The organism is Thalassolituus sp. UBA2009 (assembly GCF_002335285.1).
Taxonomy (GTDB): Bacteria; Pseudomonadota; Gammaproteobacteria; order Pseudomonadales; family Oceanobacteraceae; genus Venatoribacter; species Venatoribacter alkanivorans.
Window position 1 is genome coordinate 15,317 of sequence record NZ_DDCJ01000135.1, and the last position, 16,133, is coordinate 31,449.

The window sequence follows — 16,133 nt, forward strand, 5'->3', positions numbered from 1 at the left end:
TTCCTGCTTCACTAGACCTTTCAGGAAAAGCATTTTCTTATAGCAAAGAATATCCTCAGGCTGAAAGTCTTTCTGAATCATCCTTTTTAAATGGATTATCAGATACTGTATTTTCTATTCGGCCTGTTGTGAAATAGATCAAATTGTGTAGACAGTGCATTTATAATACTCAACTCTCTCTATGCTCAGATATATATCGTTCTAACTGATAAAGGGAAGTACTTATTGAGGCTTGTGTTAATTGTGTGCTAACTTCTGAAGTAATATAGGTAAATTACTTTGGCCTTTGGGTCGAGAGCCGAAAAACTAGCTGGTTTACGTAGGGATAATTTGACCCTGATATGAACGGGAGCCCTGGGCGTAGATGGCTTTTCACATTGAAAGGCTCAGCGTAAAAAAGCCGGCAATTGCCGGCTTATTTTGATCATTGTTCCAGCATCAGATGCTGAACGTTTGCAGTGAGACCGGTAATAAAGATGGCATTGGTGCAGGATTATCCTCCGCTGCCAGATGACGGATAGCCGTTGTACTTACCAGTGGCTCAAGGCTTGCCACTTTATTATGGTTTATATAAAGGCGGGTTAGTTTGGGCATTTGGCTTATAACATCAACCGAATGAATTTCGTTATTACCGGCAACTAATGTGTTCAGCTGGTGTAGTGCATCTAACTGACTGATGTCACTAAGTTTATTATGGCTGACATCCAGATAGCTCATGGAGCTAAGGCTGGTAAGTGGCGTAATGTCAGCGACTTCATTCATGCGGATATTCAAAACACGCAGATTTTTAAACTGTTCGAGCCCGTTGAGTTGTTGGATATTCTTGTCCGCACACTCCAGTATTTGCAGCTGTTCCTGATATTCAATCCCTGTATCTGCAATACAGCTATGCAAGGCACTGTCAGCCAGACGATTAAAATCTACCGGAGTCAGGGCAACAGCGGGCGGCTGCTTATTTGTGTCAGGTGTGTTTGAATCGGTGCCGCTGTAGCTGCTGCCACTACCACCCCCGCCATTACATGCGGCGAGTAGGGTGCTGAGTGCTGCAGCCAGTGCTGATCGGGTCCAGGACGTATTCATGGTAAGCCTGTTTTATTATTTTTTTAATGGATACCATCGTACCACAGTGACCAGAGACACTCTAGATTCGTATGAAAAACGGCCGATTTTGTAGCTCATTGATTTATAAGTAAAATTATCCGCTCTGGCGACACCAGAGCCGGTATTCGATGTAAAGGGAGCGTAATATCCACATGCTGGATCTGAATCAACTGACTGTGTTTATCCGTGTGGTGGATGAAGGCAGCTTTACTGCCGCCGGGAAGGCGCTGGGAATGCCCAAATCACGCGTCAGCCGTATGGTTGCCGACCTTGAGGCAAACCTTGGCGCACGCTTACTGCAGCGTACTACGCGTCAGCTTAGTATGACGGAAGTCGGCAGCGCCTATTACAGTCGTTGCCGGCATCTGGTACATGAAATCATCGAAGCTCATGAGATGATTTCTGACCGCGAGGGGAACCCACAGGGTTTATTGCGTATTGCTGTGCCAATGATGGCTGGCAGTGGCGTTATGGGTCATTACTTTGCCCGTTATCAGGCTCAGTATCCGGATGTCCGGCTGGAAGTGATTCATACCGACCGTCCGGTCAACCTGATTCAGGAAGGCTTTGATTTGGGGGTATATCTGGGCGATCTGCCCGATTCGTCGCTGATTGCCCGTACGCTGGCAGAATCCGATTCTGTACTCTGTGCCGCGCCTTCGTACCTGGCACGTGTCGGGCGGCCTTTACATCCCAATGATCTGACGCAGATGCGTTGTGTAAAAATCGGCGAGGGCAGCCAGCCGCAAAGCTATGAACTGACGCATAATGAAACCGGTGAGGTTGTGGAAGTTAAAGTTGAGCCGACAATCTCAACAAACTCGGTGGTTGCTGGTCTGGGGAGTCTTGTGCAGGGCGCTGGCATTGGTGATGTGCATTACCTGCTGGCTGGAGAGCAGTTTCTTAATGGTCAGCTGGTACCGCTGTTTACCGACTGGAGCCTGCGGCCGCAGCCAATATCTCTGGCCTATCCATCACGCCAGTACCTGCCACGCAAAGTCCGGGTGTTTATTGATTTTATGGTGGCCGAAGCAGAGCGTCTGGAAAAGGTTCTTGATGCCTTGCCAACCACTGAAGAGCAGATAACGGCTTTCGCCAGATTGCTGCGTAACGAAGAGCGTAAATCCTAGGGCCTGTTTAATTAGTGTTAACAGGCCCTGGTCGAGGCGTGGGGGCCGCAGCACATGTTTCCTCGTCAGGGTCTATTCTGGAAGCTGACACGGTAACGGCATGTGTGGATGGATACCCGAATGAGTACGGTACCTACGCTTTTTTTCCCTGAATCCTTGTCGCAGGAAGCAGCCCGCGTTGTACAGGCGCTGCTGGATGGCGGCTATATGGCTGTGGCAGACTCCGCGACTGCGGACATTGGTTTATATTCATCAGCATTAGCCTGCCAGCAGGCGCCGCAAGGCCAGATCCGCCTGCTGGAGTATGATCAGCACAGTGGCCTGGATCACAGCACCTTAGGGGCTGACATTCTTCTGCCGGTTTCTTTACCGGTACCCTTTTTAAACAATGCCCTAAAACAGGCCCTGCGCCTCTACCAGCAACAGCAGCAATCGCAATACCTTTCCCGCCAGCTTGCCCATCAGGAAAACCAGTTTGAACGTCTGATGGATATCGGCCTGGCGCTGTCAGCTGAACAGGATCATGCCCGCTTACTGGTGCGTATTCTGCAAGAGGCAAGGCGTTTTGCTAACTGTGATGCTGCGTCGATTTTTCTGATTGAACCCGGCGACAACGGTGAGCGGCAGATGGTGTTTAAACTCAGTCAGAATGACTCGGTGGAATTTCATTCGGAAGAGCAGCATTTTACGCTCGACAGTTCATCACTGGCCGGCTTTGCCGCGCTGTCCGGCGAGATCCTGAATTTTGACGATGTCTACCACCTGCCAGCAGGCTCCGGCTTTGCATTTAATAAAGCCTATGACCAGCAGCTGGGTTACCGTACCCGCTCAATGCTGGTTATTCCGATGCGCACGCACGATGGAAAAATTGTCGGTGTTATCCAGTTTATTAACCGTAAACGCAGTCCACAGGTGCAACTGAGCAGCCCTGAGGTCGTCGAACGTGAAACCCTGCCGTTTGACGAGCGGCTGGTAACACTGCTCGAAACCATGGCCAGCCAGGCCGGGATTGCGATTGAAAATAACTTGCTGATTGAACGTATCAATACTTTGTTTGAAGGTTTTGTCAGTGCGTCTGTACACGCTATTGAACAACGTGACCCAACCACTTCCGGTCATTCATTCCGGGTTGCCGAACTTACCATTGCACTGGCCGAGGCGGCGCACAGTGAAACCGGCCGCGAATATCAGGCCATCCGTTTTCGCAGCGAAGAGTTGCGTGAATTACGTTATGCCGCACTGCTGCACGATTTCGGCAAAGTCGGGGTGCGTGAACATGTGCTGGTAAAAGCCAAAAAACTCAGCCCGGAAGCCTGGGTACGTTTTCATTACCGTATTGCCCTGCAGAAAGAGCGGGTGCGTAATCATTTTCTGCAGCAAAAATTAACCGCTGCACGAGAGCGGCGGCTGAACACTGAATATGAACAGCAACTGCAGCAGGCTGAAGAGCAGGCTCTGCAAAAACTGGATGCGATGCAGCAGGCCGTAGAACTGGCCAACGAACCCAGCATCCTTGATGAAGGTACATTCGGGCATCTGCAATTATTGCGTGGTGAGGTTTACCCCGATATTGATGGTTGTGAGCGGCCCTTGCTGGAAGATCAGGACTTTCTGGCACTGGCCGTACGTCGTGGCAGCCTGACCGAAGAAGAACGGCGTGAAATAGAAAGCCATGTCAGCCATACCATCCGCTTTCTGGCCACCATTCCCTGGACGCCGGAGCTTGAACGTATCCCGCAAATTGCCGGAGCACACCACGAAAAACTGGATGGCACAGGTTATCCCCATGGGCTGATTTCCGCTGATATTCCGGTCGGCGCAAAAATGATGGCCGTGTGCGATATTTTTGATGCCTTAACCGCCTCCGATCGCCCTTACAAAGCCGCGATGCCGGTCGGGCGGGCGCTTGATATTCTGCATGCCGATGCCGGAAACCATAAAATTGATGCATCACTGGTGCGCCTGTTCAGCCGTCTGCCATTGCTGCAGATATTACCCGGCCTTAAATCCATCTGATTCCTGCCCCTGCCGGCTTTCGGCGCTTTGTAATCGAAATGTCATATAACCGCAACATACTGCACCGCACTTAAGGTGCGGCTGCTGATTCCAGCTTGAGTCAGAAGAATATCACGGACGACAACAGTTAATTGACTGCCATTCTGTCACTCGTTTACGGCGCCGCCTGTTAATTCCTGTATTCCTCGTAGGGGGCGTAATGAAACCAACTCGTGTGCTGCTTGCCGCAGCATCGTCTTTATTCGTGTCTCAGCTGATGGCTGGCGAAGCCGTTTTGTATATCACCGAAGATGGCAGCGCGGTACGTGATCTTGCTGTCAGCGTTGATGGCCAGAAAAAACTGGTCGGTGCATCGGGCTTTGTCGTTTTTGATATTAAAAAGGGCGATCACAAAGTTGAGCTTTCCAAATACGGTGAGTGGTTAGGCGAATTTGATTTTGCTACCGCAGGCAGCACCCAGAATGCCGAAGTTCAGGTTGAGCTGGTCGGTGGTGAGCCGATGCCGGAAATTAATATTTACACCCCGGGTCAGGAAGAAGCTCCTGCTGTTGGTCAGATTTCAGGTTATCTGCAATCTGATGAAACCGGCGGCCCGGTAAGCGGAGCACGCATTTCTGTTGCCGGCACCGAAATGGCAATGATGACTGATGCCGATGGCTTCTTCAGCTTCGAATTACCCCGCGGTGAATATGCGCTGAATATCGCGCACCCGAATTATGGTAAGCGCGATGTTTCTTCTGTACGCGTTATGTCCAACGTTAATACCGGCGTCAACATGACCATGAGCATGTCCGGTGATGGCGTGATTGAAGAAGTGGTAGCGGTTGGTTCTTATATTCCGTCAACTGCAACTGCACAGGAACGTGACTCATCAGCCGTACTGGATGCCATTGGTTCTGAGCAGATGGCCCGGTTTGGTGATTCCTCTGCAGCTTCTGCACTGAAAAGGGTTGCGGGTGTATCGTTGGTTGGTGGTCAGTTCGCGGTCGTGCGTGGTCTGCAGGGACGTTATATTTCCTCCACACTGAATGGCAGTCTGATGCCAAGTACCGATCCAATGCGTCGTGATGTCCCTCTGGATCTGTTCCCTGCCAGTGTATTGGGTGGGATCAATATTCAGAAAAGTTATACGCCAGACCTGCCGGGTGATACGACCGGTGGCGCGATCATGATGACGACCAAAGGCTTACCTGATGGCCCGGTCAATAAAATCAAAGTTAACGGTGGTCTGAATACCCGTACCACCTTCAGTGATGTTAATGGTTATGAAGGCAGTAGTACCGATTTTACTGGTATGGATGATGGTAGCCGTGACCTGCCATCACTGGTGGACAGTGCAACCAATGGCGGTAATGACGCTATTAATTACTGTAATTTTGCTGGTTGTACTCTGCCGTCAGAAGCTGCGGCTCTGGGTAAATCATTCGATAATAATTACCGTGTAGATCAGATTCAGGCAAAACCCGAGCGTGGGTTTTCTTACGCATTTGGTGATTTAATCAGTAAAGATGCCGGCGATGTTGGTTTTTACGGTGCTGTTCAGTACAACGATAAAACAGAAGCCCGTCATGATGCGAAAACCGACGATCAGAATATTTCTGGTACCTATGAGCGTAGTAAGCGCAAAATTGATGCTACAGGTTATTTTGTTGCCGGCTTTGAAAATGAAAACCATAAACTGAACAGTAAATCGATTTTACTGCGTAAAACCGATAATACTGTTCGCACGTCAGATGTTTATGATGCGAATAACGATCAGCGTCTGGAAACGGCTACGCTTCAATGGGTCGAGCGTCAATTTTTGTCTCAGCAATTTTCTGGTGAGCATTTCTTTGCAGATGGGTCTCATCAAGTTAATTGGCGTCTTGGGTATGCCCAGACTCGTCGTGATGAGCCTGACCGTCGAACCTATCAATACATTAATAATGTTATGATTCCTTCTACTGTTGAACGCCGCTTTTCCGAGCTTACTGAGGACGCATTTGAAGGTGGGGTGGATTACAGTTTCGAAGAGATGCTGACTGATGCTATGTCGATTAAATTGAAAGCAGGAATGCTTATATCTCAGAAAGAACGTACCGTAGACCTTACTCGTATAGGTTTCAATCTAACTTCTTCTGCGACTGTTGATGTTACACAAGACATTGAGACTATTCTTAGTCCAGCAAATTTTGATAATGGGGATGTTCGTATTCAGGTTCGTACTTCACCGACGGATAGCTATGAAGCGAGCGATGATATGTTTGCTTATTATGGCTCGGCTGAGCTGGACCTGACGAATGTGAAAATTCTGGCCGGTGCCCGTCTGGAAGATTCTGAACAGACCCTGAGCTATCCAAATAGCAGTATTGCTGATGATACACTGAGTGCAAATGAGGTCCTTCCTGCAGTTTCTGTCAGCTGGCAGGCTAATGAGGAAATGCAGGTTCGACTGGGAGTCAGTCAGACCCTGTCCCGTCCAGGTCTGACAGAGCGCTCGCGTTCTGTACAGTATGATCCGGAAACCGATGAGCAGATTTTCGGTAATCCAAATCTTCAGATCTCAAAAATCACCAATATTGACCTTCGTGGTGAATATTACTTCAGTGAAGAAGAGAGTATTTCTGTCGCGTTATTCAATAAAGACATTGCAGATCCGATTGAACGCAGTATTCCGGATGGCTCAGGTTCTGCTTCTGATGGTTCAACCTTCCGTAATGAAGATTCAGCGACAGTTCAGGGTGTTGAGTTTGATTTCCGGAAAAACACTCTGGATGGTGATGCCTGGTCGGGTTTTGTCTCCGGTAATCTGACCTTTCTGGATGCGACCGTTAATCTGAGCGATGATACAGCCCGATTCGAAGGAAAAAGCAGTCGTAAGCTCCAAGGGCAGTCGGAATTATTGGCCAACCTTCAGCTTGGTTTTGATCATCTTCCGACAGGTCAAAATATTACTTTCCTGGTGAATTACTTCGATGATCGTATCTATAAAACATCCCGTGCTCTGGCTCCGGAAGTTGAAAATGGTCGTTATAGTTTCGACGTTGTTTATCAGTATGATGCAGCGGAAAATCTTATAGTAAAAGCCAAGGCGAATAACATTACCGATGAAAAAGTGGTTTTCAGCCGTGATGGTAAAGAAATAGAAAGCTATTTCGATGGTGCAAATATCAGCGCCAGCGTTGAATACAGTTTTTAATTGAATCATAAAAATTACTTATTAATTGTCATTTAAGTGTCATAAAGCCGGATCAGAATACGAGTCGGCTTTTGATGAACTCTCTGAGGAAAGATTAAATGGAACTGAAAAAGAACTACCTGGCTCTGGCCGTAATTTCCGCTGCACTGGTTGGTTGTGGTGGTGATGACAACAACAGTAAAAAGAATATCGCTGGCGTTTCTTGTTTGGATAACGTTTGTACTCTGAAAGGTCAGATCACCGAAGACGTAACCCTGACAGCAGACAAAGAATGGCGCCTGGATGGTTTCGTAACCATCGGTGCTGGTAACGTTGATTTGGCTGATGCTGCTGCCGTTGCGGCTGCTAAGGCTGCTGGTGTAACTCTGACTATTCAACCAGGCGTTCATGTTCAGGCACTGAATACTGGGGTTCTTTTGGTGACCCGTGGCTCTAAGTTGATGGCAGAAGGTACCGCTGCCAATCCGATTACTTTCAGTTCTTATCAGGATGCTGACTTTGATGGTCTGGGTGAGTGGGGCGGTGTTGTTATTCAGGGCTTCGCACCTCAATATGGTCAGGGGGATACTGGCGCATGTTTTGGTACCGGAACTGTTTGTAACGTCGATGGTGAAGGCGGTGATGGCATTGGCAAATTCGGTGGTAATGATGCTGCTGATAACAGTGGTGTGATCAAGTATGTCCGTATTGCTGAAGCTGGTCGTGTGGCCGGCCCTAATAACGAAATCAACGGTCTGACTCTGCAAGGTGTTGGCCACGGTACCGTGATTGATTACATTCAGGTCCACAATAACCTGGATGACGGTATTGAGTGGTTCGGTGGTACTGTAAATGTGACTCACGCTGTTCTGACCAATAACGATGATGACGATATTGACTTCGATGAAGGCTACAAAGGTAACGTTCAGTATGCACTGATCGTTAAGAATCAGGATCCTGAAGCAAACCCATCAGGTAGCAACGATCCGCGCGGTATCGAAGGTAACAGCGACATTCCAAAAGAAACCAGTGCTACTCAGGCTGCCATTGCTAACGTAACGATCGTTGGTGGAGCAATCAATGATGGTCAGCCAGGCATCAAACTGCGTGGTAAAGTGAATACTTCACTGGCTAAAGTTGCAGTAACTGGTTTTGCTTCAGGCTGTCTGGAAGTTAAAACTTCACAAGCGACTGATGTGTCTGTTCAGGATGTTATCTGCGGTGGTACTGCTCTGAAGAACGATGCTCCGGCGACAGGCTCTATTATCGAAACTAGTTCATCTATGACTTTCAATGATAAGTGGGCTGTGCAGAACGCTGAAGCCACTGCAAATACTATTACTACTGACTTCACTGCGGTTAATAATGGTTCAAGCTTCGCATTTGATGCAACTACCTACGCTGGTGCTGTAGATCCTGCGGCTACTACTGCATGGTGGGCTGGTTGGACGATTCCAGGTTCACTGGATGGTGCAACAGCAGTAAACGCTCCACTGTAAGTTTTTCTGGAAGTATAAAGCGGCGCCTTAGGGCGCCGTTTTTATTTCTCCCCTGCTTATCCCGGCACTCTTCTTCTGCTCATCCCTCCGGGTTCTGTTGTGCAGACTCTCCGGCAATAAATGACACTCTGTCATAAAAATGCAGCCTTTCTGTCATGTAATAGAACTGTCACAGAACTGCAGTATCTTGCGCTCTGAATTTGGGGAGTCTGCGTCACGCAGACGAATTGAGAACAAAACGGGTAATACACATATGCCGATGCAACTGCGAACTCGCAACCTTCTGGCGGCCGCCATGCTCAGCGCAGGCGTGGTAATGGGTGCTTCTGCCGCCACGGTAGACGGTGCTTTGGATCAGGGCGTTAACCGCGCCAACAAAGCACAGCAATCGCAGCAGAAAATTGATTCTGTTGATAACAGTATCCGCGCTCAGGAGCGTGAATACCGTGGCCTGGTCAAAGAAATTGACGGCCTGAATGTCTACGTAACACAGCTGGATAAGCAGCTGAAAGCCCAGCAGGATGAGCTGGCCAGTATTGAAGCCAGCATTAAAAATGTCACGCTGGTTGAACGTCAGATCACACCGCTGATGCTGCGTATGATTGATGCCATCGACCAGTTTGTGGCCGCTGATGTGCCGTTTCTGGCCGAAGAGCGCAGCAAGCGCGTAGCCAATCTGAAAAATATGATGGGCCGTTCGGACGTAACCGTTGCCGAGAAATACCGCAAAGTAACAGAGGCTTATCAGGCCGAAGTCGATTACGGCCGCACCATTGAATCGTACCGTGGCACGCTGGCGACCAATGGCCAGAGCCGTGAAGTGGATTTCCTGCGCGTGGGCCGTATTTCCCTGATGTATCAGTCACTGGACGGTCAGGAGCTGGGTGTATGGAACACCGCGGCTAATCAGTGGGAGCCACTGGACGCATCCTTTAAAAGCAAGCTGATGGCCGGTATCCGTATCGCCCGTGAACAGGCCGCACCAGATCTGATTAAAGTGCCTGTCGCCGCACCCACTTCAGCACAGCAGGAGACCAAATAATGAAACTGCAATCTTTGTTTTTAAGTGCCGCTCTGGTGCTGGGTCTGAATACTCATGTTCAGGCGGCGGAGCCGGTCAGTGTTGATTCTCTGCTGAATCTGGTTAAACAGGGTCAGGCCCGTGATGATAAAGAATTCAAACAGCGTCTGGCACGTTTTAATCAGTCAAAAGCTGAGCAGGAAAAAATGGTTGCGGATGCGCAGAATGAGCGCACCCGTCTCGAGCAGCTGAGTGCACAGAAAGAAAAAGAATTTCAGCAGAACGAAACCGCAGTGGCGGAAGCTCAGGAACGCCTGAATAACCGTCTGGGCAGTCTGAAAGAATTATTCGGTGTACTGCAGCAGGTGGCCGGCGATACCAAAGCGGTATTTGAAGGTTCTGTTATCAGTTCTGAATTACCGGGCCGTGAACAGTTCCTGACCGATCTGATTAAAACTGCAGGTTCTTCTTCCAAGCTGCCATCCATTGAAGAACTGGAACGTCTGTGGTTCGAAATGCAGCGTGAAATGACCTACAGCGGCCGTGTATCGACTTACAACGCGCAAGTGGTACTGCCAAGCGGTGATACAACGGAAGAGCAGGTTATTCGTGTTGGCGGCTTTAACGTTGTCTCTGCTGATAAATACCTGAACTGGGATCTGGAAGCCGGTCGTCTGGTCGAGCTGGATAAGCAGCCTGGCAGCCGTTACACCGATCCTGCCGCGGAACTGGCTTCTGCTACCGGCACTGAACTGACCGGTTTCTGGATCGATCCTTCCCGTGGTCAGCTGCTGAAAATCATGGGGCAGTCACCAGAGCTGGGTGACCGTGTTGATCAGGGTGGTGTGGTTGGTTACATCATTATTGTACTGGGTGCTATTGGTATTGCCCTGGCTCTGTGGCGCATGGTTGTACTGTACAGCGAAGCCGGAAAAATCCGTGCGCAGATGGATAACGACACGCCAAACGAAAATAACGCTCTGGGTCGTGTAATGGCAGTATTTAATGCCAATAAAAATGCCGATACCGAAACCCTGGAACTGCATCTGGGCGAAGCAATCGCCGCTGAAATTCCACGTTTAACCCGCGCAATCGGCTGGATCAAAATTATCTCCGTGGTTGCACCATTGCTGGGTCTGCTGGGTACGGTGACCGGTATGATCGACGTATTCGAAACCATGTCGCTGTTCGGTACCGGTGATCCGAAACTGATGGCAGGTGGTATTTCTCAGGCACTGGTAACAACGGTTCTGGGTCTGGTTGCGGCAATTCCTTGTGTGTTCCTGCATACCTTAACCAACAACCGTTCACGTGAACTGATGATGATTCTGGAAGAACGCGCCACCGGTATTCTGGCGCGTCAGTCCGAACAGCAGACCAAACCTCAGGCAACAGCGGCGTAACCCATGATGTTCGGTGAATTGTACGAACCGGTATATCTGTTTATGGAACGTGGAGGCGACGTCCTCTACGCCATCTTCGGACTGATTTTTATCCTCTGGTTACTGGTACTCGAACGCGCCGCTTATTTTATGTTCTCGTACCGCCCGGCTCTGGCCGCCGCGGTACAGGAATGGGAAGCGCGCAGTGAGCGCCGCTCCTGGCATGCGCATCAGATCCGCCAGGATCTGATCAGCCAGCTGAACATTAATTTAAGCGCCAATATGAGCACCATCAAAATGGTGATTGGACTGGCGCCACTGTTCGGCTTACTGGGAACGGTAACGGGCATGATTGAAGTATTTGATGTGATGGCATTTCTGGGGAACGGCAGTCCGAAAGCCATGGCCTCCGGTATTTCCAAAGCCACCATTCCAACCATGGCCGGGATGGTCGGTGCACTGACCGGGGTATTTGCCCAGTCACTGCTCGAACGTTTTATCAAGCGCGAAAAAATTCGCCTTGAAGACCAGTTAACTTTTGACCACTAATTGGAATTAATAGTATGAGACGTGGTTTTTCGAATTTAACCCCGCAGGCAGAAGAAGGCGAAATCGACATTACGCCAATGCTGGACGTGGTATTTATTATGCTGATTTTCTTTATCGTAACGGCCTCGTTCGTTAAAGAATCCGGTATCGAAGTCAACCGTCCGGATGCCAGCACAGCGCAGTCCAAGCCGCGTGCCAATATCCTGATTGCCATTAACGACATGGGTGAAATCTGGATTAACAAACGCAAAGTTGATGAAAGCCAGGTACGCGCCAATATCGAACGCATGCACGCCGAGAATCCGCAGGGTACTGTCGTTATTCAGGCCGATGAGGAAGCCAAAACCCGTCAGCTGGTAGCGGTAATGGACGCTGCCCGTCAGGCCGGTGTTTATGATGTATCACTGGCGACTGAGGAGCGCTGATCATGCAATCCAGCTTGCTACGCTTCGGCGCTGCGCTGGCGGTTGCAGCCGTCGCTACCTTTGCGGTGTTCTGGATGATGCAGAGCCTGATCAGCACCGGGGGATCGGTGCTGAACGAACAGGACTTTGGCCGCATTCAGAGTTTCGTGATGGACAAGCCAGACGACGAAGTCCGCACCAAAGAGCGCAAGCCACAGAAGCCACCAACGCCGCCGGCCGAACCACCCAAACCGGATATGCCCCGTCCGGATATGGCACAGGCAAATACCGATGGTTTTGATATCGGTGGATTTGATCTTGGCGCCGATCTTAACGTTGATGCCGGACTCGGTGGCGGCAGTGGAGATGGTGAATTTTTACCGATCGTAAAAGTTGCACCTAATTATCCGCGCCGTGCTGCGCAGAAAGGTATTGAAGGTTATGTGGTAGTGGAATTCACCGTAACCACGCTGGGTACGGTGACCGAGCCGCATGTTATTGAAGCCGATCCTCCGGGTATTTTTGACCGTGAGGCGATGGCGGCGGTTACCAAATTCAAATACAAGCCGAAAATCGAAAACGGTAAAGCCGTTGAGGTAAAAGGCGTACGCAACATTATCCGTTTTGAACTGGATAAGAGTGGCAGATAACAGGAGTCCTTTATGACGAATGCTATGAAACAACCCGTTGCTGTGCTGATGACTGCGGTACTGGCCTATGGTGCAAGCATGCTTGCGCCGGCGGCAGCCTGGTCGCAGAGCAAGGATCAGCAGGCAGAAGAGCAATCTTCTTCTGCAGAAAAGAAACGTGTACGCCGTGCCCAGACTTTACGACCTCATATCTATAAAAAGCTGGATGCTGCCCGGGCGTTGTCTGATGAAAAGAAATACGCCGAAGCCATCGAGGCACTGAACGCGGTTGAGAAAATCAAACGCAACAGTTACGAACAGGCGATGACACACAATATGTTCGCCTATGTGTATTTCAATCAGGAAGATTACAAGAAGGCTATCGGCGCTTATAAAAACGTCGTTGCCACCAAAAATATTCCGGAAAGTCTGGAGCAAACCACACTGTACAGTCTGGCTAAGCTCTACCTGATTCAGGAAGATTATAAAAATGCACTGGCCGAGCTGAATAAATGGTTCGCGATGGTTGAAAAACCGAATGCTGAAGCCTTTATTTTACGGGCACAGATGCAGTTCCAGCTGGAGAAATATCAGCAGGCTCTGCCGGATGTGAAAAAAGCCATCGCCATGACCAAAGAGCAGGGCAACCAGCCAAAAGAAAACTGGCTGCTGCTGGAGCGTGCGGTGTACTACCAGAACAAAGATTTCAAAAATCTGGCGCGCTGTCTGCAGGATCTTTCGACCCTGTATCCTAAAGCCCAATACTGGGTGCAACTGGCGGCCGTTTACAGCGAGCTTGGCCAGCCGCTGAAAGAACTGGCGGCGTTGGAAACCGCACACGAGCAGGGGTTGCTGAGCAAAGAAAGCGAGCTGGTGAATCTGGCGCAGGCTTTATTAGGGCAGGAAATTCCGTATAAAGCCGCTGCCATTCTTGAAGACGGCATGAAAGACAAAAAGATTGAAGCCAGTGCTAAAAATCTGTCTTTGCTGGGTGATGCCTGGATGCTGGCAAAAGAATACGATAAAGCCATTGTGGTAATGGCCAAAGCGGCTGAAGCCTCTCAGGCCGGTAAAGACTTCTACAAGCTGGCGCAGATTCATACCGAACGTCAGGAATGGAAGCTGGCACTGAATAATGTCGATAAAGCGCTGAAGCTGGGTAAGCTGCAGCAGCCTTCGGCGGCCTATATCCTGAAAGGTCTGATTCTGTTTAATCTGGATGATCTGCCATACGCACGCGACAGCTTTGAAGAAGCGCAGAAGTTTGCCGAAGCAGAAAAAATGGCTGATCAGTGGTTGCGTTATATCGATGGCGAACAAAAGCGCCGTGAGTATATGGCTGCGAATAACTGATTCTTTTATCGGCTATAAAACAGCCCCGGCAGGTTAATACTGCCGGGGCTTTTTTATGGAGCTTTTCAGGTATTTATCCTCTGATTTTTTGAATAAGCAGACATCCTTGTCCGGCTACGGTTCAGTGATTGACCTTGCCCGGTAAACTCAGATCGCCCGAGGCTATATCCATTACATTCACCACACACAGCAGTGGCGAGTGCACACTCTGATTAACCCGTAAACCTGCGGTTACACCATCAAAGTTTGCCTGTTCAACAACGGCAATATCTGCAAAGGGAACACGGACCTCCACATGCTCGGCGGAGAACACCGGGTCCCAGCCCGGGCTGTCGAGCAGAATTGGCAGGCCCGGCCAGGTTGCCGGCAAACGCGGCTTAACACCTTCCGGAATATCGGCAACGCCCAGTGCACCTTTGCCGCAGCGTTCATCGGGATGTAACACCACCCAATGACTGTGCCAGAGATTGCCGTCGTTGCCGGTATCGCCATCATTGTTTTCATCGTACAGCGGTGTGTCGTCAAAATCCGGATGGCTGGTTACCGCCAGAGCCAGAATGCCGGCTTGTTTGTCAAAACCCACCTCATAGCTGTCAATGGTTGTTGGCCAGACATAAGAAAATACATGGCTGCCGGCAAGCTGTCCGCTCGCCGCGGGAGTATTTTCTCCGGCATTACCGGATACCGCCATATGGAAGGTTGCGATGCTGCCTTCAGTGGTGATTTTGGTATGAATAATATCGAAAGGAGCCAGCTCAATATTTTTCTTTTCTGCCTGTATGCCGCCGTGATGGTGGCCGCCCGCACAGGCTGCGGCAGAAAATCCCGCCGCTATAAAGGCCAGCAACAGTGAATGATTAGCCATTATTGCGCTCCTTTTAAATCGTCTAATGAGGCTCCGAAATTGATATGGAGCACCTGACCGTTGAGCAGCAATGCGGGTACCGATTTTACGCCGGCTAATTCCGCAGCTGTGATTTCGGCGGGCTCTTCACCCAGATGGACGACTTTCAGATTCAGGCGCTGCTGATCCAGTGCGGCCAGCAGAGCCTGTTCTGCGCTGACACATACCGGACAACCGGCGTGATAAAAAATGGCGTTGTTCATTATCTCTCTCCAAAGTTATGTATCGACTCGATACCTTTAAACCCTAGGGGACGGATTGCCCTGTTGTCAATAAAGTTTTCAGTCGATACTATGTGCCAATGATGACTGATCTGATTTACAACCACGTTGAACGGCTTGGGGAATTACTCCGGGTTGACGCACGCCAGTGCGGCGCAGAATTCGGCCTGTTGCCGGTTCAGCTGGAGGCGCTGCATTACCTGTCGATCTGCAATCGCTATTCGGATACGCCAATGGCGGTGAGTGAGTATCTGGGGCAGACCAAAGGCACGGTGTCGCAGACGCTGAAAGTGCTGGAAAAAAAGGCATTGCTGCAAAAGGTCGCGGATACCGCGGATAAGCGCGTAACGCATCTGCGCGTGACTGAGGCGGGTCAGCAGCTGTTGCAGCAGCTGATTCCCTCTCCGATGTTTGTTAAAGCCTGTGCGCATTTATCGGCTGCTGAGCAGCAACAGGTCAGCGCCGCCCTGAAATTATTGCTGACAGGATTTTTAAGCGCTAATCAGATGAAATCATTTGGTATATGCCGTTCGTGTCGCCATAACCGTGAGACAGAAGACGGGTATTTCTGCAATCTGCTGCAACAGCCACTGTCAGCAGAAGATGCAGAGCTGATTTGTAAGGAGCATGAACGGCAGTAGCGTCTTGCTCCCGCGTAATGGCTGCGGCAATTCCTTTGCCGCTGCATCACATACTTACTTCTTCTTCGGCGTCCACGCCCACACCATGGTGGCTTTGACGGTTTCGGTACCGCTGCCATCGGTGAT

The 16,133-nt window shown here is 49.9% G+C and carries 14 protein-coding genes; 11 read left to right on the forward strand and 3 right to left on the reverse strand.

Annotated elements, in window-relative coordinates; all coding sequences use genetic code 11:
• Positions 1 to 438 precede the first annotated feature (438 nt).
• On the reverse strand, positions 439 to 894 hold the full coding sequence (locus B3P58_RS15945) for a leucine-rich repeat domain-containing protein (RefSeq protein ID WP_286718997.1): 456 nt from the start codon (positions 892 to 894) through the stop codon (positions 439 to 441).
• A gap of 359 nt (positions 895 to 1,253) precedes the next feature.
• Here B3P58_RS15945 and B3P58_RS15950 point away from each other — a divergent pair, with 359 nt between their 5' ends.
• The 10 genes from B3P58_RS15950 to B3P58_RS15995 all read left to right on the forward strand — a co-directional run bounded on the left by B3P58_RS15950 (position 1,254) and on the right by B3P58_RS15995 (position 14,241).
• Positions 1,254 to 2,231 (forward strand): LysR family transcriptional regulator, encoded by a 978-nt coding sequence (locus B3P58_RS15950; protein ID WP_145469138.1) that lies wholly within the window; start codon positions 1,254 to 1,256, stop codon positions 2,229 to 2,231.
• 120 nt (positions 2,232 to 2,351) lie between these two features.
• Entirely contained in the window at positions 2,352 to 4,247 is a 1,896-nt protein-coding gene (locus B3P58_RS15955; RefSeq protein WP_286718999.1) for a GAF and HD-GYP domain-containing protein, read from the forward strand.
• A 499-nt stretch (positions 4,248 to 4,746) separates the two neighbouring features.
• A complete protein-coding gene (locus B3P58_RS15960; protein WP_286719001.1) occupies positions 4,747 to 7,425 on the forward strand; it encodes a TonB-dependent receptor in 2,679 nt (892 codons plus the stop codon).
• Between the two features lie 98 nt (positions 7,426 to 7,523).
• Entirely contained in the window at positions 7,524 to 8,903 is a 1,380-nt protein-coding gene (locus B3P58_RS15965; RefSeq protein ID WP_230331481.1) for a hypothetical protein, read from the forward strand.
• 259 nt (positions 8,904 to 9,162) lie between these two features.
• A complete protein-coding gene (locus tag B3P58_RS15970) occupies positions 9,163 to 9,945 on the forward strand; it encodes a DUF3450 domain-containing protein (RefSeq protein WP_286719003.1) in 783 nt (260 codons plus the stop codon).
• Positions 9,945 to 11,327: a MotA/TolQ/ExbB proton channel family protein gene (locus B3P58_RS15975; RefSeq protein ID WP_145469143.1), complete on the forward strand. Its 1,383-nt coding sequence runs from the start codon at positions 9,945 to 9,947 to the stop codon at positions 11,325 to 11,327. The genes B3P58_RS15970 and B3P58_RS15975 overlap by 1 nt, the downstream gene beginning before the upstream one ends.
• A gap of 3 nt (positions 11,328 to 11,330) precedes the next feature.
• Positions 11,331 to 11,855 carry a MotA/TolQ/ExbB proton channel family protein gene (locus B3P58_RS15980; protein WP_225691511.1) on the forward strand — a complete coding sequence of 175 codons (525 nt, stop codon included), beginning with the start codon at positions 11,331 to 11,333 and terminating at the stop codon, positions 11,853 to 11,855.
• Positions 11,856 to 11,869: 14 nt separating this feature from the next.
• Positions 11,870 to 12,280 (forward strand): ExbD/TolR family protein, encoded by a 411-nt coding sequence (locus B3P58_RS15985; RefSeq protein WP_145469144.1) that lies wholly within the window; start codon positions 11,870 to 11,872, stop codon positions 12,278 to 12,280.
• Positions 12,281 to 12,282: 2 nt separating this feature from the next.
• Entirely contained in the window at positions 12,283 to 12,909 is a 627-nt protein-coding gene (locus B3P58_RS15990; RefSeq protein WP_145469145.1) for an energy transducer TonB, read from the forward strand.
• Positions 12,910 to 12,921: 12 nt separating this feature from the next.
• On the forward strand, positions 12,922 to 14,241 hold the full coding sequence (locus tag B3P58_RS15995; RefSeq protein ID WP_230331484.1) for a tetratricopeptide repeat protein: 1,320 nt from the start codon (positions 12,922 to 12,924) through the stop codon (positions 14,239 to 14,241).
• 121 nt (positions 14,242 to 14,362) lie between these two features.
• Here the strand turns inward: B3P58_RS15995 and B3P58_RS16000 are convergent, their stop codons facing one another.
• Together B3P58_RS16000 and B3P58_RS16005 are read right to left on the reverse strand one after the other, a co-directional pair.
• Positions 14,363 to 15,106, reverse strand: coding sequence for a hypothetical protein (locus tag B3P58_RS16000; protein ID WP_145469146.1), 744 nt, complete (start codon positions 15,104 to 15,106; stop codon positions 14,363 to 14,365).
• Positions 15,106 to 15,348: a thioredoxin family protein gene (locus tag B3P58_RS16005; protein ID WP_230331485.1), complete on the reverse strand. Its 243-nt coding sequence runs from the start codon at positions 15,346 to 15,348 to the stop codon at positions 15,106 to 15,108. The genes B3P58_RS16000 and B3P58_RS16005 overlap by 1 nt, the downstream gene beginning before the upstream one ends.
• A gap of 101 nt (positions 15,349 to 15,449) precedes the next feature.
• Here B3P58_RS16005 and B3P58_RS16010 point away from each other — a divergent pair, with 101 nt between their 5' ends.
• Positions 15,450 to 16,007 (forward strand): MarR family winged helix-turn-helix transcriptional regulator, encoded by a 558-nt coding sequence (locus B3P58_RS16010; RefSeq protein WP_286719008.1) that lies wholly within the window; start codon positions 15,450 to 15,452, stop codon positions 16,005 to 16,007.
• The last annotated feature ends 126 nt before the right edge of the window (positions 16,008 to 16,133 follow it).

Bases quoted from the DNA above. Each gene is read 5' to 3' on its own strand.
- B3P58_RS15950 (WP_145469138.1), top strand. From the start codon at position 1,254: ATGCTGGATCTGAATCAACTGACTGTGTTTATCCGTGTGGTGGATGAA.
- B3P58_RS15955 (WP_286718999.1), top strand. From the start codon at position 2,352: ATGAGTACGGTACCTACGCTTTTTTTCCCTGAATCCTTGTCGCAGGAA.
- B3P58_RS15960 (WP_286719001.1), top strand. From the start codon at position 4,747: ATGCCGGAAATTAATATTTACACCCCGGGTCAGGAAGAAGCTCCTGCT.
- B3P58_RS15965 (WP_230331481.1), top strand. From the start codon at position 7,524: ATGGAACTGAAAAAGAACTACCTGGCTCTGGCCGTAATTTCCGCTGCA.
- B3P58_RS15970 (WP_286719003.1), top strand. From the start codon at position 9,163: ATGCAACTGCGAACTCGCAACCTTCTGGCGGCCGCCATGCTCAGCGCA.
- B3P58_RS15975 (WP_145469143.1), top strand. From the start codon at position 9,945: ATGAAACTGCAATCTTTGTTTTTAAGTGCCGCTCTGGTGCTGGGTCTG.
- B3P58_RS15980 (WP_225691511.1), top strand. From the start codon at position 11,331: ATGATGTTCGGTGAATTGTACGAACCGGTATATCTGTTTATGGAACGT.
- B3P58_RS15985 (WP_145469144.1), top strand. From the start codon at position 11,870: ATGAGACGTGGTTTTTCGAATTTAACCCCGCAGGCAGAAGAAGGCGAA.
- B3P58_RS15990 (WP_145469145.1), top strand. From the start codon at position 12,283: ATGCAATCCAGCTTGCTACGCTTCGGCGCTGCGCTGGCGGTTGCAGCC.
- B3P58_RS15995 (WP_230331484.1), top strand. From the start codon at position 12,922: ATGACGAATGCTATGAAACAACCCGTTGCTGTGCTGATGACTGCGGTA.
- B3P58_RS16000 (WP_145469146.1), bottom strand. From the start codon at position 15,106: ATGGCTAATCATTCACTGTTGCTGGCCTTTATAGCGGCGGGATTTTCT.
- B3P58_RS16005 (WP_230331485.1), bottom strand. From the start codon at position 15,348: ATGAACAACGCCATTTTTTATCACGCCGGTTGTCCGGTATGTGTCAGC.
- B3P58_RS16010 (WP_286719008.1), top strand. From the start codon at position 15,450: ATGACTGATCTGATTTACAACCACGTTGAACGGCTTGGGGAATTACTC.